The organism is Bacillus timonensis, from assembly GCF_004799755.1.
Taxonomy (GTDB): domain Bacteria; phylum Bacillota; class Bacilli; order Bacillales; family Bacillaceae_L; genus Ferdinandcohnia; species Ferdinandcohnia timonensis_A.
This window is the reverse complement of record NZ_SLUB01000008.1, coordinates 13,602-39,126: the sequence shown is the minus strand read 5'-3', so window position 1 is coordinate 39,126 and position 25,525 is coordinate 13,602. Positions and strand designations below refer to the sequence as shown.

Sequence of the window (25,525 nt, the reverse complement as noted above, 5' to 3'; positions counted from 1 at the left end):
TGTCCCTATTTTGGGACACTCTTTTTCTCTTCATGTATTTACGTCTTACTTAAAGTCCGTTAAAAGTCTTGATTATTCCAATTATTCTTTTAAACTTTTAAGTAAGTTTGAAAGGGTTATCATGTTACCCCATTTAAGGAGGATATCAATGGATTTCAGTCACTTACATTATTATGTTCCTACTCCAAAAGTAAGCGAACCATCTGTCATAAAAAGAGATTTGATCATCTATGGCGCTACACCCGCGGGATTAACAGCGGCCATTCAAGCGAAGCGAATGGGTCTATCTGTCGTCATTGCTGAATTCGGAAAAAATATTGGAGGTATCACAGCAAGTGGGTTAGGTGCTTCTGATATCGGTGCTAAGGAGGCAATAGGTGGTTTATCGAAAGAATTCTTTCGGGAATTAGGAAACTACTACAAGACGAACGAACAGTGGACATTTGAACCAAAGGCAGCCAAATATGTATTTAAGAAATGGTTAAAGGACTTTAAAATTGAGCTTGTTTATAATCAGCATGTCATCGAAGTAATAAAAGAGAATACCAGGATAACTAAAATAATCATGGAAGATGGAACTACATATATAGGCGACGTATTTATTGATGCTAGCTATGAGGGTGACGTAATGGCTAAAGCAGGTGTTACTTACATTGTAGGTAGAGAATCGAATGCAACCTATAAAGAAACCTATAATGGGATACAATTTGGACATCCCCACCATCAATTTGAAAAATGGATTGATCCCTATGTAATCGAAGGCGACCCTTCAAGTGGAGTTTTACCAGGTATTACTGAAACGACTAATGATACTCTTGGCTATCAAGGACAAGGTGACCGTCGAATACAGGCATATAATTTCCGCATTTGCTTAACAAATCGGGCGGATAATCGTATTCCTTTTCCGAAGCCACCTTCCTATAATCGGGACCGCTACTCATTATTATTACGTTATATCAATGCAGGTGTATGGGATGCGATGAATCTTCATACGATGTTACCAAATGGAAAGACTGATTTGAATAACTATGGAGGATTTTCAACTGACAATATCGGGATGAATTATGAATGGCCCGATGGGGATTTCGAGACACGTGAAAGGATTTTTCAAGATCATTTTACCTATAATCTTGGCTTGCTCTACTTTTTAGCAAATGATGAACAAGTTCCTAAGGTGGTTCGCGACGAGGTTTCCCAGTGGGGATTAGCCCGTGATGAATTTGATGAAACCGGGCATTGGCCACATCAGCTCTATATTCGAGAGGCAAGAAGAATGATAGCTGACTATGTGATGACAGATCACAATTGTTTAGGTGACATGACTGTAAATGATTCCATCGGATTAGCATCCTATCAAATGGACTCCCATCATGTTAGAAGATTGATTATTGATGGTCGTGTATACAATGAAGGCGACGTAGAAATACCGATTTCTCCTTACCCAATCTCGTATCGTTCGATTCGTCCGAAAGTTGAAGATTGTACAAATTTACTTGTTCCCGTTTGTTTGTCTAGTTCCCATATCGCCTATGGTTCGATACGAATGGAACCCGTATTCATGATATTAGGTCAATCAGCAGGAGCTGCAGCTGCTTTGGCCCACAAAAATCAAACAACTGTGCAAGCCATTGCATACGATCAGTTAAAAATGGAATTGATCTCTTTCGGACAAGTACTCGAATGGGATGATTCAATTGAGGATGACCCTGTATTACGAATGAAAGAGACGTTTGGCAAGAACTAAAAAAGAAGGACTACATTTGATTCTAATGTAGTCCTCTTTTGATCTTATGGTAAAACTGTTACCGTAATCGTTTTATCCGTTCCGTTATCTACTTGATCCATTCAAACACAATTCCATTCACAGCTCCCCAAAGTAATTCATCAGGAACAATTGAAAGTCCACCGATTGCATGAGGACTATAGAGTCCATCTATACCTAAAGAAACTTCTTTAATTTTCTTCTTTTTCTATATCCTACACAAAGATTTCCAAAACTGCATCACGGATTGAAACTTGGGGTGAATACTGAACTTGCTGGAGCAGTTCTTGGCACCAGCTTCACCTCATTTCTTTATTAATATGTAGGTCTTCATCACTGCTAATTGCAAAATTTAAAAATAGAAAGCCTAGCAGAACCAGAATGTTATACACCTAATATCTGCTAAGCTTAAATCTTACAATTTTCCCCTTTACAAATACCCTGCGAATTCAATAAGAAGTTGCGCTTGATCCTCTGTTAATTTCTTCCCTTTTTGAGCTTTTGCCTGGTTGATAAATGCTTGAATCATTCCAGTCTTGGCGTTTGCATCTCCACGTTCCTCCGCGTTTTGCGCATTTTCAAGCTTACTAGATAATGCATTAGCAAGCTCGGTGTCCTCACCAGCAAACTGACGAGCAAGCCCAGCCAGTCCTTTATAGTTCACAGTGACCTGGAAGGTGAAGGTGGTATTTGTTTTATTACCGGCCTTGTCTTCAGCAGTGACAGTAATGTCATGGCTTCCCGGCTCAAGCTCGTAGGCTGGTCGCTCTAATAACAGTCCTGTGCACGGGTCGTCTGTCAAGCCGGACAAGATATCTGATGCCGTGCAGCTAATTTTGACAGTTTCTGATATGGAATACTCCGTTTGAGCAACAAATTGAACAACCGGGGCAGTCTTGTCGATGCTCACTTCAAGCGTCTGCGGCGCTTCTTGAACACCGGAATAGTTTGTAGCATAATACGTGATCGTTGTTTTGCCTTCCTGAATTATAGGTACTTGAACTGCATTTCCTTTTACCGTTACCTGGTCCACAGATTGTGCTCCTTCTGCTGAATAAGTGATTGAATAGGCATTGTCTGATGCAATCGAAATAACGGTATCTTTGTTAGTCCAGCCGTTCTCGTTCGGAACTGGGTCGAAACTTGCTAGCGATACAGGAACAACCTTATCCTTATATTTCACAGTGAAATCGTCATAATACGCTTCAGAAATATTATAACGCGACGTAACGGCTATTAATTTTGCATAAGCCGCATTAGCAGGCGCCTTGCCTCTAAGGATCACCTTCTGCCATTGTGATACGCGGGATTCGTCTAAATGTGTTTCCAGTGTCGAGATTACAGCGTTGTTCTTATCAAAGAAGCGAAACATAAAGCCTGGCTGACCCGATTTAATGTACAAATTGACTCCAGCTTCGTATTCTTCTCCCGAAATTACAGGGATACTGTCACTAATAACTGCCACAGAAGCATCCCGCAGCGTATCTGTCGTCTTTAAGCTATAGCTGCCCGTGAAGCTCTTCTCGCTACTAAGCTCATATGTGTAGCCATTACCGGTAGCAAAGAGCGGACTCCATCCTGGTATAGCATTCGTACTTCCCCCCTCTTCAAAACCTGCGTTTTTCACAGGAACCGAAACATCCGGGAACGGCTCCTTGATCTCCCCGTCCACTTCCATTCGGTAAAGAATGGTGTTCGTCTGTGCATCTGTAAAATAAACGTGGCCGTCCAGACCTAAATCAAAGCGCGATGCATCGGTCAGTGTACGAGATTCCAACGTTTCCGGATCAATCACTGTCAGCTTGTTATTGAAGAGGACATAAAGCAATCCGTCCTCAGACCATCGGAGAGGATGGTGAGCCCAATGACTGAAATTAAGCTTCGGATAGATTTTCTTGCTTTTAACAACTTCGTACGTGTCTGGGTCAATCGCGAAGATAAACTCATAAGAAGCTCCCCAGATCAATCCGTCAGGCCCTACTGAGAGATCTCCGATAAAGATTGGCTTATCTAAGCCCGGAATACGAAGCGGAAATTCAGCGATTTTTTCTTCATTTTCCGTATCCCAAACAAAAATCTTCGCTTCAGCTTCAGTTGGCTCTGAGCCAAGACCGCCACGTATGGTCGTAGAGCCAAATAGCTTGCCATCATGAAACGTTGTGCTTAACACGCTTTGGTTCCCGACAACGTCACGATGCACACGAGTTTCCCCAGTTGAAGGATCATATACCGTTAGAGAACCTCCCAAGGTTCCATAACCAGAAATCGTCGAAATATAGATTTTGTCATTGCCACCCGTAATGTTTACAAGCCGTTCTTGTTGGTTGCCTAGAACCGCTAGACTTTTCGGATTCGTACTGCTCGGTTCCGCGGATAAATCGTATTCGTATAACGCGCCCTCTGGATATACTCCCAAATACACTTTGTTCCCTACTGTATATACACTGTCAGCCTGCCCAATATTAAACGGCTGAGTCGTATTACTTTCAAGATTAACAAGAGAAGATCTCGCCTGCGATCCTGTTGCTATCAACTGAGTTTCTGAGACCGCACTAAGTTGGTTAACAACTCCTGGCAATCCAGGAACAATAGGAGGGTAGGTATGAACCTGTTTTGTCTCGATATTCATGATTGTTACGCCACCATCATAACGAACGGTCACTAAATTTTTACCGTGCAGCTCAGGCTTGTTCGGAAACTCAACCCAATCCACCCCTCGGAACCCGCTGCCGTATGTCATGCCAGTCAATTCTACCTGGTGGCTGGTCAAGTCGAATGTTTTCAACTGCTTGTCGGCTAGGAAATACAATTTTCCATCCAATGAATCCGTAGCATGGAGCCCCACTAGATTTTCTAATACAACGTCGAGCCAAGTTTCCGTCTGAGTATCATAGATAAAACCTTCTCCTGGAACCCCGCTGCCGTCCGTATAACGAGCTAGCAAATAACGGTCATCAATGGTGCTTAAGTCATATACTGTGTCTTCTTTTACATTGAGAGAACCCGCAATATTTGTTTTTTCGCCGGTTTCAAGATTGACCCTGACAATTTGCTTATGAGCTGTACCTGCATAAATATTTCCACCCTGGTAAGCAATCGAACGAACATATTCCTGATCTAAAGCACCGATCATTCGGCCATAATCTTTCGTTTGCTTGGTGGCAGGATCGTACTGATATACTTTGCCCCCTGGATACGTACCTACGTAAACACGCCCCTGCTCATCCGTGGTAATGCTGTTCGGTACGGATTGCCCAGCAAATTCGGCCACCATCACTGGGGTTTTTGTTACAGGTGAGTAGTTCCATAACTTCGCTCCGCTTCCATCAGCAGCAAGGTATAACGATCCGTCTGGGGCTATAGTGTGTGCCCACGAACTTTCCGATGGAGCAATCGGGATACTTCGTAGCAGCTTGTAATTATCCAAGTCGATGACATTCAAATAACCCGGCTTTCCTTTCGCTGTGGCGTAAAGCACATTATGCCCATCTTCCTTGCCGACAGTGCCGTTAAACACAGCGACCGTATAATTATTGGGATATAGAAGCTCCTCGGGGCTCCCGTATATTTTCTGTGAAAGCTTGCTTTCGGTTGCAGAAGCTGTTTCTCCACCAAAACCAGCTATAGTGAGAAGTAAGCACATCATGGATATGAGGGCGCTATGCATACCTATTTTCATTAAAGAACCTCCTCTATTAATATTTTCATGGTTTTTTTTTATTCAAGACGTAATTTAATTACAAACGCTTACAATATAAGTTAATTAATTTTCTCCCTTTCGATCTAAGGGTAAAGGAATACAAATTGAACTGGGCATATTAGGGTCAAACTATAGTCTACGAACATTTGATAGACTTTTATATTTCAATTAATTAAACATTGGTAACCATTCCCCATGTGCTTCAATGAGGTCATCACATAATGAAACAATCTCATCTAGAGACAGTTCTGCCGCTGTATGTGGGTCTAGCATAGCAGCTTGATAAATATATTCTTTTTTCCTCGTCATTACGGCTTCGATGGTCAGTAATTGCGTATTAATATTTGTTCGATTTAAAGCTGCTAATTGTTCAGGGAGCTCGCCAACATAAGTAGGAGCAACTCCGCTTCGGTCAACAACACAAGGAACTTCCACACATGCTTTTTCTGGTAGATTACTAATCAAACCACCTGTGTTTAAGACATTACCCCCAAATTTGAAAGGTACATTTGTTTCCATTGCCTCAATAATGTGTGAGCCATATTCATGTGTACGCTCATGCGTTAGATTTTTGTTATTTACCAAAAACTTACGCATATTTTTCCAGCCTTCAATTTGATTGACGCATCTCCTTGGGTATTCATCCAATGGAATATTCAAACGATCAATTAACTCCGGATATTTGCTTTTAATAAAGTACGGGTGATATTCGGCATTATGCTCCGAGGACTCGGTGACATAATAACCAAAGTGTTTCATTAATTCGAATCGAACCATATCATCATGTTTCATGCTTTGTTTTGCCTTTGCTCTTTGCTTGATTTCTGGGTACAAATCTTTTCCGTTACGCGTAATTTCCAACAGCCATGCCATATGATTAATACCTGCAATCTTCCATTGTATATTGTCATTAGGCATTTCCAGAGAATCTAGTAGCCTATCAGCACATACTTGGACACTGTGACATAAGCCAACGGTTTTAATATTGGTATACCGTAACATAGTACCAGTCAAAACCGCCATTGGATTTGTATAATTTAAAAACCAAGCATTAGGACAAACTTCTTCCATATCTTTAGCGATGTCCATAAGAACGGGAATCGTACGTAAGCTCCGGAAAATACCGCCGATTCCAACTGTATCGGCAATGGTCTGAAGTAGGTTATATTTTTTAGGTATCTCAAAGTCAGTGATTGTACCCGGATTATATCCACCTACATGAATCGTGTTGATTACATATTTTGAATTACTTAAAGCCTGTTTACGATCCGTATAGGAAACAATTTTAACAGTTGACTTAAGACTATTCCTTAGATTTGTTAACATCGCTTCCGATTCTTTTAATCTTTCATGGTCAATATCAAATAGCGCAAATTCAAAATCTTGAAATGCTTCTACGGTCATGCAATCTCCTAACAAGTTTTTAGCAAAAGCTGTACTTCCGGCTCCAATGATGGTTATTTTTGACATTAAAGTAATCCCACCTTATTTACGTGAATTTCCTAGGTTCTTGTCGTTTTATTTATATATAGAGCTACGTTACTTTGCAAGCTCATCTTCAATTGCTTTTTCTGCAGCATCAAGTGCTTCCTGTGGGGTTTTTTCTCCTGCCATCATTGCTTGTAATTCTGCCTGAATTAATGGCATGATTGCCCGACCCTTCGGATGGATGACCCCAGGTAGTGCGTATTGTGTGTTCGCTGCAACATAACCTAAAGGATCTCCTTCAGCAAAAATATCTTTAGCCGATTCCCTTGTAGGTATAAAGTTTGTTAAGGAATTAAATGTTCTTTGATTGTCTGCATTAGTAATTGTTTTTAAAAACTCAGCCGCTGCATCGGGATTATCACTATTAGAAGCTACAACAAACATTCCTGTCGTACCATAAGCGTATTGTTCCTTATTTTTTAGTGGTTGTGAAATAACAAAATCAAAATCTCCCTCTTCTTGTAAAACAGAAATTAAATCAGCCGATCCCATCACAGCTAATATTTTTCCGCCTAACCATAATCCGTTATGATCTGTAGCTGTTATTGAATCCTCAGGAATCCACCCTTTTTGATACATGTCATTAATCCATTCAAAGGCTTCTAAACCTTCTGGGCTATTGATTAAAACTTCATTATTCTCATTTACAACATTTCCGCCAGCCTGCCAAAGCCATGGATATAATGTGTGGTTCATGGATCCACCACCTGGATAACTCATGGCATAATACCCATTCGCTTTCGCTTTTTCAGCCCATTTTTTAAATTCATCCCATATTTGCGGAAGATTATTTGGATCTTCTCCTATTGCTTCAATGACATCGACATTATAAAAGAATGTTGTTGCTTCCTGTAATATTGGTAGACCGTAAGTTTTACCTTTCCACTGGGTGGCCATTAATGCTGTTTCAACAAAATCATCCATATCGTTGTTTTCTAAATACGGATCAAGTTCTACTAACATACCTACATCAGCATATTGTGGCATTTGGTCTGGAATGGCATAAAAAATATCTGGCCCCGTGTTTGAAGCAAGTGCGGTAAGTATTTTCTGATCACGGTTTGCCCATGGTATGGTTTCAAAATTTACTTTTACATCGTATTGCTCTTCAAAAGAAGCAATCATTTCGTCCCACATCGCAGTTTCTTCTTCCGCACCACCCGTATATGGATGTGCCCAAACTGTTATCTCACCAGAAATTTCCCCTCCATTGGCCTTACTCGAATCTTCATTTGAACTGCATGCAGATAAAGCTATTCCTAAAATAACTAGAAATAACAGAAAACCTAATCTTTTCATTAGTTAAACCCCTCCCTTTGTTTTAGTAAAGTTACTAAAAACCAATAAATAATCACCTCTTTCCCTCTTTTTGATAGAACTTAATTAAATCTACTTCATTGTATTGATTTCACAAAAGTTGGACAAGTCTGAAAACTGTCTTTAAATTTACATAATAGAAAACCAACCTTTTGTACTATATATAGGTTTTAGACCACTACTACTTTAGACTCAAAAGTAATATCGTCATTTTAAAGACTAAATTCTTTCATTATTCTTTAGTTGAAATCAGAAAATTATTAATAGTTGCACTCACTCTTTTACAAAAAGAAGTTTATGAATGGAGGTGTTTTTCCGAAAAGAGTTATATGCGTTTTCGAAAGAGTAGAGAAAGGATTATTATAATCGTTTCTAACTTTAATACCCCCCTCTACTAAAAAAGAAAGGATGGAATGCAATGAAGGGTAAAACATTTACGTATTTTTTGATATCTGCACTAGTCTTCTCTTTATTTTCAAGTGTATTGGTTAGCCATCATACATTTGCGGCAGAAAACAATATTCGTGAGATTGGCACGGTGCTTAATTCCGTTTCCGTTCCCGCTGCTGATTATGGAAAAGGTCCAAATGGTGAAGATTGGGTATACGCGGTCGCTAATGGTTCCCCTGCTGTGTTTAATGTACTAGATGCAAAAACTGGAGAACGCGTTGCGAGTTTTCCACTTGATGGAGCAAGTGGTGCATGGGGTGTCACAGTTGATCCCACGGGGAATGTTTATATCGGAACGTACTCTAGTGCCTCATTGTTTAAGTATGTTCCAGGTGCTGACCATGTAGAAAATCTAGGAAATCCAATACCAGGTGAATCTTTTATTTGGCGCATTAAGTCAGATGAGGATGGTCGTATTTATGGTGGAACCTTTCCAAGCGGCAAAGTCTTTCAATATGATCCTGCAACTAAGAAATTTCGTGATTATGGTCAAGTCAAAGAAGGCCAACAATACGCCAGGGGTCTTGATATTTATAAAGATAAACTTTATGTAGGGCTTGGAACTCAAGGAGCAAACCTTATCGAAGTAGATATACATACTGGTCAAAAAGTAGAGATTTCACTACCTGAAAAGTATTCAAAACAGACCTATATCTATGATATTGATGTAATTCGAAATAAGATGTTTGCTCGGGCAACCGGTTCTAGTAATACAATACTCGTTTTCGATTTGAAAACAATGAAAATCCTCGATGAAATTGATGGTGCAAATGGACTTGACGTTTCCGAACCGGGTCCTGGTAATTTGGTTTATCTAATCAAAAATGAAGAGTTATATTCCTACGATTTAAACTCATTAAAACTAACACCAACTGGTTTTGACAACTTATTTTCTGCTAGAGATTTCGGTTTGGCGAAATTTGAAAATAGTGAGTTCCCAGGTAAGACATTGGTTTCAATTGCTTGGGATGGAAAAATTCGTCACTACAATCCAATCACGGGAAATCATCAAATTTTACAAGGTCAATTGAGTGGTCAACCGGTTAGTATCCAGTCCCTTACACAAGGACCTAACGGTAATATTTTTATTGGGGGATATTTGTCTGGTGGGCTTGCTGAATTTAATTTTGAAACGGGTCAAGTAACGGAGAATAAAGGGCTTGGACAAATCGAAGGAATGATTGCCCATGAAAATAGATTGTATATGGGAATTTATCCAGGTGGGTTCTTATATTCCTACGATCCAACTGAAAGCTATGAAATAGGTATAAATCCAGTTGAACATTTTAGCTTAAAATCAGAGGGACAGGATCGTCCCTTCGCTTTAGAATCAGCTGGTGATCTATTGGCAATTGGAACAGTTCCAGATTATGGACAGCTTGGTGGTGCATTAACGATATTTAATTCAGCTACAAATGATTATACCTTGCACCGGAATATTGTTGAAAATCAAAGTGTAATTTCATTAGCGTATAAGGACGGACTTCTATATGGTGGTACTTCTGTTTGGGGTGGGCTAGGTATAGCTCCTACAGAAAATGAAGCGAAATTGTTTGTGTATAACATGCAAACGGGAGAAAAGCAGTTTGAAACGATTCCAGTTCCTGGTGAAAAAGCCATTTCAGCCCTAACCTTTGATGATGATGGGAACCTATGGGGGCTTACTTCTGGCATCTTATTCAAATTCAACACAAAAACTAATCAAGTTGTTGAGACGAAGGAACTGTATCAAGTGAGTTGGGACTCAATTAGTCATTTATGGAGAGAAGGTTTTTTACAGTTTGAGGATGGTTATTTATATGGTCAAGTTCGAGGAGATATCGTGAAAATCAACCCGGATACATTGGAACATGAAATATTAGCAGAAGATACGAAACTATTTGCAATGGATCCAGATGGCAATATCTATTTTGCTAGAGGTACCAAGCTATATCAATACGAACGATAGATTAGTAGCGAGATACATTTCTCTGCTATCACCTCTTATCAAATCTGACAGGTAAAATTTGTTTTACCTGTCAGAAAAAATGACGGATTCAGGAGGAATTGGAATTGAAAGAAAAAATAAGACTTTTTTCTATCGTTTTACTTGCCACAATACTCGTCTTCTCCACGCTTCCCTATGACCAACAATCGAATTCCGTAGCTGCTAAGGATAATTGGAGAGAATTGAGCGTCGAGAACGGGGATTTTGAAGCTAAACCTACATCCGAGGCAGATTTACCATCATGGGTGTATTGGACGGGAGGCTATAAGACCGGAATGAGTATTTCAAATAAAGTTGTAAATACTGGAACCCAAAGTCTAGCTGTCGACAATAATGGAGTAGTTGGCTTATTCAGCCAAGAAATTGGTATCACGGAAGGTAATCAATATAAATTAACCGCCAATTTGTATGTTGAAGAATTAATTGGAAAGCCTGGAATTTGGCTTCGCTGGATTGATGAAAAAGGTACTATTATATCAAACTCTGCTAAGTATTTTGAGGTTACTGAGTTCAATAAATGGCAAACTGTAGATATTGAAGCAACTGCCCCCACCGGTGCAAAAGGAGTTAAAATATTTATCTATCAATCATCTACATCCAATATGAAAGGATATTATGATAATGTCAGATTTTTTGAAAAAGAATCGATTATTTTAGACTTCCCTATTGAATTTGGTAAACCCATTAATCACGGTCCTGCCACGTTGGCTGCAAAATCTCAAGGAGTAGCGATTGGAGATGGTGAACTCTACTATGCTACGAACGGTTCACCAGCAACGTTTTATGCAGCTGATGCTAAAACTGGAGAAAAAATATTTTCTGAAGACCTCCCAGGAAGTGATGTCGTTTGGGCAATGGTTGTTGGTGCGGATGGAAATGTTTATTTTGCTGGAACTTATAATGGAATTTTATACAGATATGTAGTGAAGGAAAAACGTTTAGAGCAACTCGGTAAGAATCCTTCAGACAATTGGGTTTGGCAGTTAGAAGCTTCTTACGATGGAAAAATATACGGAGCAACCTATCCACATGCAAAAGTATTCGAATATGATATTGAATCTGCTCAATTTACAGATTTAGGAACTTTTTATGAAGGTCAACAATATGCACGCGGACTTGGAATTACGAAAGATAGTCTATATGTTGGAATGGGTACAACCGCTTATTTAATGAAGATGGATCTTGCAAATGGTGAAAGAACTGAAATAAATTTACCAATTACAGGTACATCCACATCTATATCGAATATTTGGGAATATGGTAATTTTATTTTTGTTGCATATGGAACTTCATTAGTAACGATTGACAAGACAACGGGTGAAGAAGTGAATACCATGGATTGGCAGGATGAGCATACTTTTGATGGGCTCATTTCATCCCCTTCTCCATATGATGAACATATTCTTTACTACATTAATAAAAATACACAACAATTATGGACCTACGATATGACCACTCATAAGACAGCAAAGGTAGAACCAACGGTACAGCTGCCTGCTACCCCTGCAAAAGCGATGCGTTGGATAAAGGATGAAAGCGGTAAAGATGTGTTGGCTATTTTACATCATCAGATTGAATACTCAATTTTCGACCCTACTACACATACTCTAAAGGTCAGCTACCCAGAAGTGGATATGCAAGGTTTGTTAATGCAAAGCTTAGAAATTGGTGAAGATGAAAAGATTTATATGGGAGGGTATCAAGGTTCTTTTGGAGTCTTTGATACAGCGATTGATAAATACATTCTACAAGAACGGGATCCTCACCAAATTGAAGGAATTGGGTTTCTAAATGGTGATGTCTATCTTGGAACATATGGTGGAGCAAAAATTTACAAATATGATCCGAACCGCCCTTTTACTTTCTCTGGTGGTAAAAAAGGCGAAAACCCCGAGTTAGTACAAGACATTGAAGATGATCAAAGTAGACCTTTCACATTTACATCTGGTGATAACAAGCTCTTTGTGGGAACCATTTCTGATTATGGAAGATTAGGTGGAGCACTTACCATTTTTGACGCGAAGACGAATGAGTGGAAAACCATTCGGAATATCATTAACAATCAAAGTATCATCGGATTAGCTTATCTTAACGGAACAGTATTTGGTGGCTCCACGATATCGGGTGGTCTAGGCATTGACCCAACTGAACCAAAAGCAAAAATGTTCGAATATGATGTTGCAACGGGGCAACATGAAGTATTTGACCTCAAAGTGAAAGGTTTAGAAAAACCCGAAATGATTGGTGAATTGTCCATTGGTCCTGATGGAAACGTCTGGGGTGTAGCATGGGGACTAGATGAGGCTGGCGCTTATAACACGGTTATCTTCGCGATGAATCCTGATAATCGAGAAATTGTAAAAAGTACACAACTTTATAAAGGTGTAAACAGAGGAAGCCAATGGCGACCATTCTTCATTCGCTGGGATAACCAAGGATTCCTATACACAACAGCTGCTCGTACACTAACTGTTATCGATCCAGAAACAATGAAAAGTAAACAATTGGTTAATGGTAATGTCAATTTGATGGATGTAGATCAGGAAGGAAATATTTACTATTCATTTGACCATAACTTGTATCAACTACCTGTTCCACTTGAAAATGGAACAGTAACTGTCGAAAGTGAATCCATGCTACAAGGTACGGAGCAAAACATTGATTTAACCGTTACACTCGTAAATGGAAATACAATCAATTTAGCAGGAGCTCAAATAGAGTGGATCAATTCAAATCCTGATGTTGCTACATTTGAGGATGGGAAAATTCTCGGGAAAAATGCAGGAACAACAGAGATTTATGCAACCATCGCATATAATGGAGAAGAAATCAAAACAAATACGCTTGTCGTAACCATTGGTGTTACAAGCGAAACATTAACAAAGCAAATCAGCGAGCTCGAAAAAGTAGAAACCATTCCACATTCAGTTGCACAACAACTAAGCAACCGATTAGAACAAGCTGAACAGCATTACCAAAAAGGGAAGAAAGATCAAGCACTAAAACATCTTAAGGATTTCCAGAAGCATCTAAACAATAGTAACATTGCGGGCGAAATCAAAATTACATTACTCAATAACGTTGTTTCTATTGAGGAAGCATTCAAAAAATAATAGAAAAAAAATGGTCCTCTGCGTGAGCAGAAGACCATTTTTGATAAGTCCACATTGTGATGATTACTCTGGTTAGCCTGGGTTAATCGGCTTTCTTGGTTTTTCAGGTTTTCGCGATTTATCCGGCTTTCCTGACTTACCAGGTTTTCCTGGTTTACTCGGTTTTTCGGGTTTGGCTGGTTCATCCATCCAAACGATTGTATACAATAGAGTTGATTTTCCATCTTTAGAAGTGCCAATTAGTAAAATGCTCAAGAAGCTATTTGAATAGTTTAGTGTATATCGTTTCTACTTAATAAAAAAAGGTTTCCTAACGCATGGCAGAAAACCTTTTTTGGTGTAATTTTGTTTGAATGTGTTCATTATTCCCTTTAATTTAACGAGACGCTTTTGGAGGTTGACACACATCACATTTACGTTGGTGATTATTTTTAAATTTCGTTAATGTTTTTTCAAAATTACTGCCACATGCACATTTAAATAGTAACTTTTGTGAAAAACCATGAAATTCAGTCGAAAGCAATTTACTATCTGAATTGTTCTCAACAAATTCTTTTATTTTACCTATTGTCCATCGTTTATTCATTCTTTGTCACCTCCATATATTTGCAACTCGTAGAGATTTTTTCGTTGTTTTCCGTTTCAACTAAACTGAATACGAGGTGTTATATATCTAGTCCTTGTTAAACCAGAGTTCATCTTTATTATCAACATCGCCATTGTAGTTAATTAAAATTTCCTCTCCTGCTTTTATATCTTTGTACGCATAGAAGTCAAAGGTGTGATTTTTAAAGTTAATTTCATAAATACTGTTGGGTTCATAGGAATGGTTAAATAACATTCCATAACCAAGAAGAATTGCCGTATGATTAATCCCATATTCAAAAGCATAATCAGCGAGTAAAGTTTTCTCAATGTGTTCATGTTGGTCATTCGGATAAGAAATTACGGGTGCTTCATGGATAAGTTGCCCTTTTTTGATATCAACTGTAGCAAATACGCCTCTATTAAATTCGCCATCACTTACTGAAGAAGTTTTTATCTCAATCATGTTGTTATACCTACCAATTTTTTTGATTTTCTTTCTAACTTTAACACGAATCCAATAAAATAAAAACCTTATATCACAAATGTTAAAGAGGCTGCAAAAAAATGCAACCTCTCTTTCAGGAGTGTACTTGGGACAATGTACCTGTCCCTCTGTCCCAATTATTCAATTGTAACGGTTTGTTCTTTTGTCATTCCGTTTGCTTCTACTTTTAGAGTTATTTCGCCTGCTTTTAAGGCTTTAAAATCTCCTGTTTCGTAATTGAAGATCGCTGTATATTTACCAGAGGTTTCTGCACGGGTAAGCTCTTCCCCGCTTCCGATAAAGACATTGTCACTACCTTCCCACTGTACGGTTGCAGGGTAACGAAGCGGGAAGTTAAGATTATCTTTTTGATGACCAATCGCCTCGATCTTAATGGTCTCTCCCACCTTTAACCTTTCTGGTGTTTGAAGGGTAATGTCTAACAATAATGGATTCACTTCTGCTTGAATCCAATCTGTACCGGAAACTACACTTTGACCGTTTGATTGTTCAGGTCCTTTAGCCTGAGCAGGTACTGGAGTTGGATCTATACCAAACATTGTCCATTCGTAAAAACCACCTGCGTCAGCTGAACCGTATGGTGCTTTTCCAGAAGGACCAACTACCATGTATGGAACACCTTCGACACGTTCTACACTAACAGTATGAGCATGTCCACCGATAAAGAGCGCACCCTTTCCTCCCGATGTTTGACGGAATTCCGTTAAAAATAGCTCAAGAAGATTGGATTCTTTCCGGTCACTAAGCTGACTATTTTTAGTTGGCAGTGGATCACGTGTTGGATGATGTGCCATTACAACAACGTTTTTCACGTTTGGATCCTTTGCGGCTTCGGTTAATGCCTTTTTAAGATCAAGTAGCTGTTGGAAATCGCTTGTCCGGAAACTTCCAGTCGAAGAATCTAGTAAAATGAATCTTGTACCTTTATGGTCAAATGAATAACGATTATTTTCATAGACTTCTAGGAAGTTATCTAATGTACCTGGTCCCATGATTTCGTGGTTTCCTGGAATGTAATAGATGGGTAGTTTATCTCCTACTTCTTCCTGCAAAATTTGCTCGGCGAGTTCGAAGTCTTCTTCCCATGCTGTATCAACTAGGTCCCCATTGATGACAAGAAACTCTGGATTAGCAGATACGATTTGCCTTAGGGATTCTCTAGCCATTTGTACTTGTGAACTGTTTGGAGACTTAGCCACAAACTGGCTGTCTGCAAGAACTGCAAACGTCCAACGACCTTTTTCTATCTCTCCATTTTGGATAATAAGCGAATCTGGATCTTTCATTTGTTCAGGAACATCTATTGATGTTGGGACTTTAACAGTTACATCATCAAATACCAGTTGACCTGTGTACTGATTATTTTTATTTGTTTCAACTGGATAGATTCGCCAAAGCTTTACTGGATATCGGACTCCTTCTGGTACTGTTGCTTCAACATACTTCCATCCGGTCCAATTCACCTGATCCGCGAGTGTAAGTGTATATCTTGTGTTTCCTGCATCCTCTATAACTGTACGAAGCCAAGCACCATTTCCATCACCTTTTACCCAGAGACCGATTTTCTGCACGTCACCAGGTAACTCAATCGTTGGTGATGCTTGTAAATAAGCCGCGCGGGTAGCTGTCGTTGTCGAAAAATCATATGCAAGCTCAATCCCTTTTCCGTTCCTACCCTCGACATGGCTCATGCTAGCTCCAACTTCACTTGGATACTTTGTAAATGACCAACCACCTATTTCTTCAAAATTGTCGACATTCTTTGTTGCAAGGCCAATTGTAACTGGAAGATAGGCAACTTCATCTTTTGCTGTGATAGTGATTAGTGCGGAATCCCCATCTTTTTTAGGAACAACAGTAAAACTACCATCAACATTTTCCATAATGGAAATGACCGTTTCATCATAATCTATGCTTACATCCCTTGCTTCAATTGGTGCACTGTACCCGTCTTTGTCATAACCATTAACAGAAAAACGAGATTGTTGTCCCATTTCAAGACTTAATCGTGCGTCCGAAGCTTCAATTCGATCTAATTCACCAAGAACGGTAATCTCCATTGAACCTTTTGAAGATTTCACTTGGGCCTGTGTAATCGCATATCCAGACTTTTTCGCACGGAACACTCCATCTCCCTCAAATGCTCCAACATCTGCCGGAAGTGCCTGCCATTTGACTTCACCAACTGAAACTGGAGAATAATTTTCATCGTGACCTAACCCGATGAATGTTCTAGTTAAACCTGGGAATACACGCTTGCTCTTGTCTGAATCAAATACCGTTTCAACTGCAAAACTCTTTAATTCTCCGCTTCCAGCCTTTGCAAAAATTCCTATTCCATTCGGCACAGACCGTTCAAAGCCATCTGATGGCTGATTCACAGCCTTCACATCTGTGCCAGTTTTTCGAGCAACCATTGTAGTGGATCCTCCACCATCAAGGTTTAAAGCGTAATGTGCGCCATGTTCCTTCATTAATTCTGCTAATTCTTTGAAAGTCATCCCTCGACTATCTGTTTGACGTCCATCAATTGCTACTAGAATCATTGTTTTGCGATCTTCTGAAAATCCAACTGCAGTTCGAGGAGCAGATGTCGTGTCGTCTAAGTTTGTAATGACTTCTCCATTTTCAACAAGCTTGATATTTCCTCCAACAGCAAAGGAAACATCAATATCAGATTTTGGAGCGTATTCCACAGTTACTTCATCACCAACAGATAATGCCTTTAACACCTCTGCTCCCTTTTCTCGTCCAACTAGTACGAATGCATTTTCAGAAATTGCACCACTTCCAGCACCTTCAGATACAGAGGCAACTTTTCCATCCACAACGATTACCTCATATAAAGGACTTCCAGTTTGAGATCGCTCAGCTGCTCCCCAGACAGATGTGTATAGACCGATACCATCCTTCGAAATTCCGTATTGATTGAGGGCATCAAGTTTAACTTCTCCGTTAGGCAGATTTATCTTTCCATCTAATAGAATGGTAGAAATATGACCAATCCCATTTTTATCTACACTAGCCGTTAATGTGTGGCTACCTTGAGGACCCTTAATAAGTTTCCCATCACTAACAACAGTACCCAAAGGAGCTTTCGTATTGTTAATATCGAAGAAATCCCCATTTACACCCGCGATTGCGCCAGCTTCCTTTGCCATTTCGGACAATGGTTTGGCTGAGGAAACACGACCAGGAAAAAGTAAGTCTGTTGAAATACTGTCATTCCCGAGGTCTATGGACATAATCTCCCCATTTAACCATCCTCTAGCATCAAATCGTTCAAAACTTGTAAGTTCAACCCCAGGACCAATCGATGTAGTTGATTGGTTTGAAATAAGCGTTTTGCCAGCTGGACCAACAAAAATTACGGATTCAGTTCGGTCTGATGAGGTTGACCGAGCTTGTGCGACATCTGATGGTTGACTTTCTGCATGGACTGTAGGTGCTAATGGTACTGTAATCGCTGAGGCCATGATTACATTTCGCCACCACTTTACATTCATTCGTTAATCTCCCCTCTACTAAAATTAAATTTTAAAGTTTACTGAATATTCTTGAAGTGTATTTTCATTATATCAAGAATCTCTTAATAGAATAACTACTGATTATTAAGCGGTTATTGATGTATTATTAAGTTTTTGCAGGAAAAAAGTAGGGAAATTGTTTACAAATGAATGGATTTTTCTTCAAAAAACAGGTCGAAGGTTTTACGTTTCGCATGTGAAAGTTCTATTGATTTGAAAGGTATCATTTAAAAAACAGTAAAAAAGACCTGAATTTTTTTAAGATTCAGGTCTTTAAAACTAAAGGATCAGCCATTGCTATTACAATAAAAAATAGGCTACTAACGTTCCGAGTACCCACATACCTATTGCAAATGGTATATTTTGTACGGTTATACGATAAGGGCTTTGCCCTGTGCCCATCGCTGTTAAGGTGACGAGTAACCCGTACGTACCCACTGTAAAGGTGGCAACTGAGCCTGTGATTAACACGAGTGCAATACTAACAGGATTCAATATATCTAATAATGGTGTAATAATTCCGGTTAAAATTCCAACCGTTGCGATTGGATGGATCCCGAACATACTTAAGAAAACAAAGATCACCTGAATTAGGAACAAGATGACGATCGGATATTCAGAAACATAGGACAGTGGTTTTTGAATCGCTTCCAAAAACGCTGTATCTCCTAAACTAGTAGAAAATAACGAAAGGGAAATAAATAATACGATAAAATTCTGCATCATATTGGTCTTTTCTTTCCAATTATTCCAACCGATTATCCAAAAGCTTCTTCGCCTTTTCATCATTAGCGACCAAACAAAGGAAAATGGGAAAATAAGGATCGTAACGGTTAAAATAAAACTTAAATCAACTAGATTTCCAATCATTATCACCAGTGTTAAGAATAAGACTAGGGCAATAATGAATTGCATCATTTTTTTACCTATTCCTTTTTTATCAATCATTGATTGCTTAGTCAGACTTGATTGTTCGAATTTGTACTTTTTATAATAGATGCGTCCAAAAATCGAGTCTAATAGGTAAGCCGTAACTGCCATCAAAATGAGCCATGGCAAGAGTGTGACATAATCAACACCTGTAGCAAATATAGATACCGCAACCATGATCTCCAACGGGCTCCACAGCAGTGCTAATGAGTAACCTCTTAGGGATGCGGTTGTAATAAACGAATTACGAATTTCTTTGCTAAAAGAAGACAAGGTGCTTTTGAGTACATCATGTGAGATGGTTGCAGCTGATAAATTTAGAAAAGCTGCAAGAATATGAGTCGTTAATGAACTCCGTGGATATAATTTACCAAGATCAGATACATTCACTTTCATAAGAAGATTCAAATTCCTGTCAAATCTTCCACTTCTCACAATGCTATTCATCCAAGGAAGCATTGCTAAAAGGGTTAATAATGATAGATTTGAAGTTAATAAACTAGGAATGACATGAAGAGACTGACCCGTCGCGAAAAATAAATATCCCCCTATCGCCAAAAACGTTCCTCCTAGAATCTTAAAAAGCCCCGATGCCAAAGGAAATGAGACAATCAGCATAATAATCGAAAGAACTCCAAGTATATAATTGATTGTCTCGCTATCTATAAAAACATTAATCGTCTGGAGCAAAAATACGAATGCATAAAACAGATAAAGATAGCGGACCAATGGGTGTTGTTTCATTTCTTCCTCCTGCTTAGATGTTTAAATCAAACAATCAAATTATAGCATAGCAGGAAAAAACTACAAGTTTACTCACCCATTGTCCTTGTGGATTTCTGACTATATCTATAGCCTCCAAAATTTATTAGGGTAAACAATTTTTTATTCACTTGCTAATTGCAAAAAGTATCACTCACATTAATATTTTTGTAAGCGCTATCAAAATATAAGACTATACTTCCTTTTCAACTCGGTTTACTCCGTTACGACCAACCATCATTTCATTCTTTTTTAACCGATGTAATCGAAACATCGATATAAATCCAAGAATGGGACCCGGTAAAAGGATCAAGAATGTATATTTCCAGCCTATAACTGATTCAACAAATGGCACGAGAAAAATCACGATGATTGTAAGTACATAGCCGATGGCCAACTGAATGGTTAATGTTGATCCAACATAACGCTGGTCTGTATGCTCTGTTAGTAAGGCCGAAAACTGGGCTGAATCAGCAATAATACTGACTCCCCAAATCACCCCAAATATAGCAATCATCCATGGTGAACTCCCGAAGAAGAATCCAATGAAGAGTGCAATTGATCCAGAAATCCCTAAAGACCATAGTGTCACTTGTTCTCGCCCAATACGATCAGCAAAAACACCACCAAACCAAGCACCAAATAATCCAGAGGAAATCACAATAAACGTGACGAGTGAAGCGGCAGATGAAGAATTATACATCGAACTTGTTCGAAAGCTCTCTGCTACAAACAGTCCAAACCACGTCCACATCGCATAAAGCTCCCACATATGACCGAAATATCCAAAGTTTGCAAGCCTGACTTTTTGATTTTTAAAAGCACGTGGAATTGCGTTTGGATCAAAAACGCCTACTGGTAATGGATAAGGTCCAACCTTTACAAAAAGCATGAAGATTCCAGATAAAATCGAACAACCACCCGTAATCATTAACACTAGCTCCCAGGAGTTTATCCCAAATCCTTTGAACAAATGGGGACCGGCTGAGCCAATTGTGAGTGCGCCAACAACCACTCCCATTGCCATACCGCGCCTAAGTTGAAACCAAGTGGAAACAAGTTTCAAACCTGGTCCATATACCCCAGACAAGGCAACTCCGGTAAAGAAGCGAAAAATCAATGCAACAACCAAGTTTTCTGCAAGTATAGCGATTAGTATGGTTGAGATTCCCGCTAGCATTGCAGACCAGAAACATAAAATATGAGGTTGAATGCGATCTGGCAGATTCATATATGCCGAAACCAATGAACCTACAATAAATCCGAAATTGACCATGATCGTAATATAGCTGACCTCACCGCTACTTAAGTCCCACAATTCGATTAAAGTTGGTAAGACAGCTGTCATGGAAAACCAAGTTGTCATCGCACCAAGCATGGAAAGTGATATGAATAATAGCTTATTGGTATGCGTTTTTCCAAATTCGACAGAATCTGTCCTATTCATATAATGTAGCAGTATACGGAACCGCCATACCCTTTAAACATAGTCCATCAACTTTAAGTAAAATCACCGTTTTGAATTTACAAAATCTTAGTTTCCATTGAAACGTTGACCTACGTTTCACCACTTCAAAAAACATCATGTCCCCCCTCACTTCTTCCTATTCAGAGCAGGTCTCATGTTAGATTGTTCTTGTGTATTCATTCATTTCATTGAACAGTTGTATTAATACATTATTTGGTAAAATTAACTTTAATGAGTAAGTAGTAAGAATTAACTTCACAAAGTTTTGCGGATGTTACGTTCTTTTATTTGATTAACTACATAATATGTTAGTTTGCAATTGTTTAAGCTTCATCAGCCAGTAAATTGTGAAATTCCAATTTGATGGTAATGTAGATAGAAAAGGATCATGCACTGAAGATTGTGGACATGGTAGAAATGCTGGTAATAACGTAACCAAAATATGTTCCAGATATTCGAAAAAGAAAAAAGCTTTTCTTATTTTCCTTTGTGTTTTTCAAGCATTTCCTTTAAGTATTCCTCTGACTCGCCTTTTGGGATGCTGAGGCTCTTCCAAGTACTATCTTTTAATTGCTTCCCAATATAAACGATTTGGCCGACATGATAAGCGTAATGTGCCATTTGCCTTTCGATGGCTTCTAAAACTAAATGGCGTTCTCCACGAATGTAAATATGTTTTAATAAATCTTGTTCACTTAAACTGGTTAATGTATCGATTAAGACTTTCCACCCTTTTTCCCAGATAGTTATTAACTCTGTTTTTGAGGAGATATCATCTCGAAATTCTTCATCGCGTTTTCTATATTGCTTTTCCCCGTCAGATGTTAAAAAGTCAGTCCATCTCGAAACCATATTACCGCTTAAATGCTTTACTATGATTGCAACACTATTGGACTCGTTATTATAGGTCCAATGGAGTTCCTCTTCCGATAACTGAGTCATTGTCTTCTCTCCAAGGCTTTTTACATCTTTGAATCTCTCAATGACAATTCTCAAATATTCGTTTCCAAGATTCACAGTCATCCCCTCCAGAATTTTAAAAAACTGTTTCCCCTTTTTCTAAATATTAACACAACATATTATGTAAGTAACTTCCTCGTTCGAACATTTTTCTTCTAAAAAGGCATTCACCTTTACAAGGGTACAATATTTTTTTACACCCTTGTTTGGGGTACTAATTTGTATGTTAAAAACCGTAAATTTGCTAATAAACATAGTTATAAAATGAAACGGAGTTGCAAATTAGTTTCCTAATTCCACCTCCAAAAGATATACTTATTAGCTCATCTGAACCCGCTAATCGTTTATCACACTCGAAAAATTTCTTAATAAAAAGTGGGTAATATTAATGTCATGGTTTGGTTTATTATCATAGAATAGTAGCAGGAGAGTGATTAAAGGATATTAACTTCAACTAATAAAGCAAGTAAAATTTGGAGTAAAAGTTGTACGTTCACAGCAACTTGAGTGTCAGTTGTTGTTACATTAACATTTCTTGAGTTTTCGATGACAGTCTTTTGGCGAGAAATCTGTCTGTTTCTAGATGCTTGTAGTAATTCCTGAGTCACTCTCTGAGCTTGTGAGCTATCCGCGATTGAAATGCTTACAACTACAGCAATTGCAGCTTGTAAAGCAGCCTGTAAATTTAATGCCGCTTTTGTATCTGTAGTTGTTACAGTAACATCACATGAATCTTTAATAAAAATTAATTCCTCATTAAATTGCAAATTATCTGCGGCCTGAGTCGCCTCTTGAACGATTTCATCATTGTTAATATTGCATGGGTGGTCAGAACTTGGATCTAATGCAGACCATCTATTTTGATCTGCTGTGTTGAAACGATAAGTTTCTTGGTTCATAATCATTTTCCTCCTTGATTTTTTAATAATTTAAATGGGTATTAAGTTATTTCAATTTACGACTTTGACCTGTTGGTTTGTTTGTCACAACTGATTTGTAAACTTTGGGTCTAGTTGTATTTGTATTTTCAACCATTCCTGTATCTGGATTTACATCATTTTCTGTTATAGTCGTTTGTGTGTTATTCAAAAATTGTTGAGTTTGCTCTTGTAATTTTCGAATTGTATTACGAAGTTCTTGTTTTTGATTCCTTGAAAGATTAGGTGTATTTAATTGAACGCCATGTTTATTTAAAATATTTTTAACAAGCATGTTTGTGAGCTTTTGCTGCGAATTTTGTAAGTCTTGTGGATTTACCCCCATTGTCACCCCTCCTTTAATCAATTACACAATGCTACTATATGTAAATGTCACGTTTAGTGTATAAGACATACGTGGAATTTCCTTATATTTATCCAATAAATAGGTTTTTGTACATACATAGGGAATGACTTTTAAAATTCACTAAAAAATTCATCAATCTTAGGGTGAATTCCTAAAAAAGCCATAGATTTAAACAGGTATTACGTAATTAGACTAAATCAAAATAAGCGATAATCCTTCTTGGACTATCGCACCATTCGTAAAAATAGGTTGTTTTGTAAAATGCATATTCTTATAAAGAGCACGTTTACTCTAACTTTTATTTACAGTCTTTCGCCGTTCAATAAGATTAGCAATAGAATAAGAGATTATTAAAACCATCCCTACTAAGAAAGCAATTAAAAACCCAAACATGCCTACCGCCCCAACCCATCCAATCGTGAAGGTAAGAAAAAATAATACATAACAAAAACCGACTAGAATGATCGCTATCGGAACGTTAAATGGAAATAAGCGTTTCCACCCTATTGCTAAAAATGCGGAAATAATCAGTATGGCAATCGAGATGAAAATATGCAATGAACCCCATCGAAAACCTGCACGGGACTGCACATCGTCACCCAAAGCAGGTGTATGGGTAAGATCATATAGAGTGGTATAAGCACTTATAATCGCCGTAAATATCGCTAATATGAAAATCGTCCAATTAATAGCCTTCATGTATTCATTTTTGTTCATTTGATCCCTCCTAACGTAACTTATTCAACAAAAGGTTGTTATTTTCCTTTATTATCCATGCTCTACAGTGGTTGTGGGTTTAATCATGTATTGGCGTTTCACTATCTATCCATTTTTCTCTTTATTTATTATTGACAATGATAATGATTCTCATTATTATTTAATTAAATGAAAATGATTATCAATATTGATAAAGGAGTGCTTTTTTATGTTAGATTCCTTATTTTTATCTTTCCGTGAAGGACTTGAAGCAGCATTGATTATCGGAATCATCCTAATAACTTTAACGAAACTTGGCCGAAACCATCTAACTAGAGTAGTAGTGTCAGGTACCATTGCAGGAGTAATAGGAAGTGCAGTACTTGGATTCATCCTCTTTCAGTTTGCTCAACGTATTTCTCATGAAGCTGGGGAAATTTTAGAGGTTTCTATGATGTTAGTGGCAGCTGGACTGATTGCCTACTTTATTTTATGGTTGCACCGCAATCAACATGTAACATCAGAGATAAAAGAGCAAGTTGCCAAGACAACATCAGGAATTGGATTATTTCTTTTAGCGTTTTTATCAGTGGCGCGTGAAGGAATGGAGCTAGTTATCTTTAATTTAACCCAAGTAACAGAAGCAGCAAGCACGGTTGTCTTAGGTAGTTTTATTGGAATCCTAGTGTCTATTCTGGTAGCTATCTTACTATTTAAAACAACCATAAAATTAAATCTAGGCTTTATTTTTAAGGGGTTAGGGCTCATTCTTATTTTCATAGGTGGTGAAATGTTTGCGGAAGGGATTATAGAACTCATTTCTGTAGAAACTGAAGGCATTGAAATTGGATTAATGGCAGTATTTATTCTTCCTTCATTTTACCTTTTATTTAAAAATGATTTTGCGAAATTCAAGAAACAAAATGCCTAAAGCAAACACTAGTTTAATATGTTATGTTAAAATTAACCAATAATAGATTCGAGGAGG

The 25,525-nt window shown here is 38.3% G+C and carries 17 protein-coding genes; 4 read left to right on the top strand and 13 right to left on the bottom strand.

The features are described 5' to 3' along the window. The first annotated feature begins 148 nt into the window (after positions 1-148). Positions 149-1,744 (top strand): FAD-dependent oxidoreductase, encoded by a 1,596-nt coding sequence (locus E1I69_RS06700; protein ID WP_136378831.1) that lies wholly within the window; start codon positions 149-151, stop codon positions 1,742-1,744. A gap of 448 nt (positions 1,745-2,192) precedes the next feature. On the opposite strand, the gene E1I69_RS06695 is transcribed toward E1I69_RS06700, so the two are convergent. The 3 genes from E1I69_RS06695 to E1I69_RS06685 all read right to left on the bottom strand — a co-directional run bounded on the left by E1I69_RS06695 (position 2,193) and on the right by E1I69_RS06685 (position 8,249). Then, positions 2,193-5,441 carry a hypothetical protein gene (locus tag E1I69_RS06695; protein WP_136378830.1) on the bottom strand — a complete coding sequence of 1,083 codons (3,249 nt, stop codon included), beginning with the start codon at positions 5,439-5,441 and terminating at the stop codon, positions 2,193-2,195. A gap of 189 nt (positions 5,442-5,630) precedes the next feature. Further along, positions 5,631-6,932, bottom strand: a complete 1,302-nt coding sequence (locus E1I69_RS06690) for an alpha-glucosidase/alpha-galactosidase (protein ID WP_136378829.1) — start codon at positions 6,930-6,932, stop codon at positions 5,631-5,633. A gap of 69 nt (positions 6,933-7,001) precedes the next feature. Next, a complete protein-coding gene (locus E1I69_RS06685) occupies positions 7,002-8,249 on the bottom strand; it encodes a sugar ABC transporter substrate-binding protein (protein WP_136378828.1) in 1,248 nt (415 codons plus the stop codon). Between the two features lie 436 nt (positions 8,250-8,685). Between E1I69_RS06685 and E1I69_RS06680 the strand changes: the two genes are divergently transcribed. Both E1I69_RS06680 and E1I69_RS06675 read left to right on the top strand, forming a co-directional pair. After that, the gene (locus tag E1I69_RS06680; protein WP_136378827.1) at positions 8,686-10,665 is read left to right on the top strand and encodes a WD40 repeat domain-containing protein; all 1,980 of its coding nucleotides are present in this window, start codon (positions 8,686-8,688) and stop codon (positions 10,663-10,665) included. Positions 10,666-10,769: 104 nt separating this feature from the next. After that, positions 10,770-13,817, top strand: coding sequence for an FIMAH domain-containing protein (locus tag E1I69_RS06675; RefSeq protein ID WP_136378826.1), 3,048 nt, complete (start codon positions 10,770-10,772; stop codon positions 13,815-13,817). A gap of 72 nt (positions 13,818-13,889) precedes the next feature. Here the strand turns inward: E1I69_RS06675 and E1I69_RS25190 are convergent, their stop codons facing one another. The 10 genes from E1I69_RS25190 to E1I69_RS06625 form a co-directional block, all read right to left on the bottom strand. Continuing rightward, complete coding sequence (locus tag E1I69_RS25190; RefSeq protein ID WP_278186150.1) at positions 13,890-14,024, bottom strand: hypothetical protein; 135 nt, start codon at positions 14,022-14,024, stop codon at positions 13,890-13,892. A 169-nt stretch (positions 14,025-14,193) separates the two neighbouring features. Beyond that, a complete protein-coding gene (locus E1I69_RS06665; RefSeq protein WP_136378824.1) occupies positions 14,194-14,403 on the bottom strand; it encodes a hypothetical protein in 210 nt (69 codons plus the stop codon). An 87-nt stretch (positions 14,404-14,490) separates the two neighbouring features. Then, entirely contained in the window at positions 14,491-14,868 is a 378-nt protein-coding gene (locus E1I69_RS06660; RefSeq protein ID WP_136378823.1) for an SET domain-containing protein, read from the bottom strand. Positions 14,869-15,026: 158 nt separating this feature from the next. After that, on the bottom strand, positions 15,027-18,416 hold the full coding sequence (locus tag E1I69_RS06655; protein ID WP_136378822.1) for a phosphodiester glycosidase family protein: 3,390 nt from the start codon (positions 18,414-18,416) through the stop codon (positions 15,027-15,029). 321 nt (positions 18,417-18,737) lie between these two features. Continuing rightward, on the bottom strand, positions 18,738-20,111 hold the full coding sequence (locus tag E1I69_RS06650) for a hypothetical protein (RefSeq protein WP_136378821.1): 1,374 nt from the start codon (positions 20,109-20,111) through the stop codon (positions 18,738-18,740). 211 nt (positions 20,112-20,322) lie between these two features. Beyond that, complete coding sequence (locus tag E1I69_RS06645) at positions 20,323-21,576, bottom strand: MFS transporter (RefSeq protein ID WP_136378820.1); 1,254 nt, start codon at positions 21,574-21,576, stop codon at positions 20,323-20,325. Between the two features lie 498 nt (positions 21,577-22,074). Next, complete coding sequence (locus tag E1I69_RS06640) at positions 22,075-22,614, bottom strand: DUF1572 domain-containing protein (RefSeq protein ID WP_136378819.1); 540 nt, start codon at positions 22,612-22,614, stop codon at positions 22,075-22,077. A 377-nt stretch (positions 22,615-22,991) separates the two neighbouring features. Next, a complete protein-coding gene (locus tag E1I69_RS06635; RefSeq protein ID WP_136378818.1) occupies positions 22,992-23,456 on the bottom strand; it encodes a spore coat protein in 465 nt (154 codons plus the stop codon). Positions 23,457-23,502: 46 nt separating this feature from the next. Then, a complete protein-coding gene (locus E1I69_RS06630; protein WP_136378817.1) occupies positions 23,503-23,820 on the bottom strand; it encodes a hypothetical protein in 318 nt (105 codons plus the stop codon). 312 nt (positions 23,821-24,132) lie between these two features. After that, positions 24,133-24,558: an RND transporter gene (locus E1I69_RS06625; protein ID WP_136378816.1), complete on the bottom strand. Its 426-nt coding sequence runs from the start codon at positions 24,556-24,558 to the stop codon at positions 24,133-24,135. Positions 24,559-24,766: 208 nt separating this feature from the next. On the opposite strand from E1I69_RS06625, the gene E1I69_RS06620 reads away from it, so the two are divergent. After that, on the top strand, positions 24,767-25,468 hold the full coding sequence (locus E1I69_RS06620) for an FTR1 family iron permease (protein WP_136378815.1): 702 nt from the start codon (positions 24,767-24,769) through the stop codon (positions 25,466-25,468). Positions 25,469-25,525 lie beyond the last annotated feature (57 nt).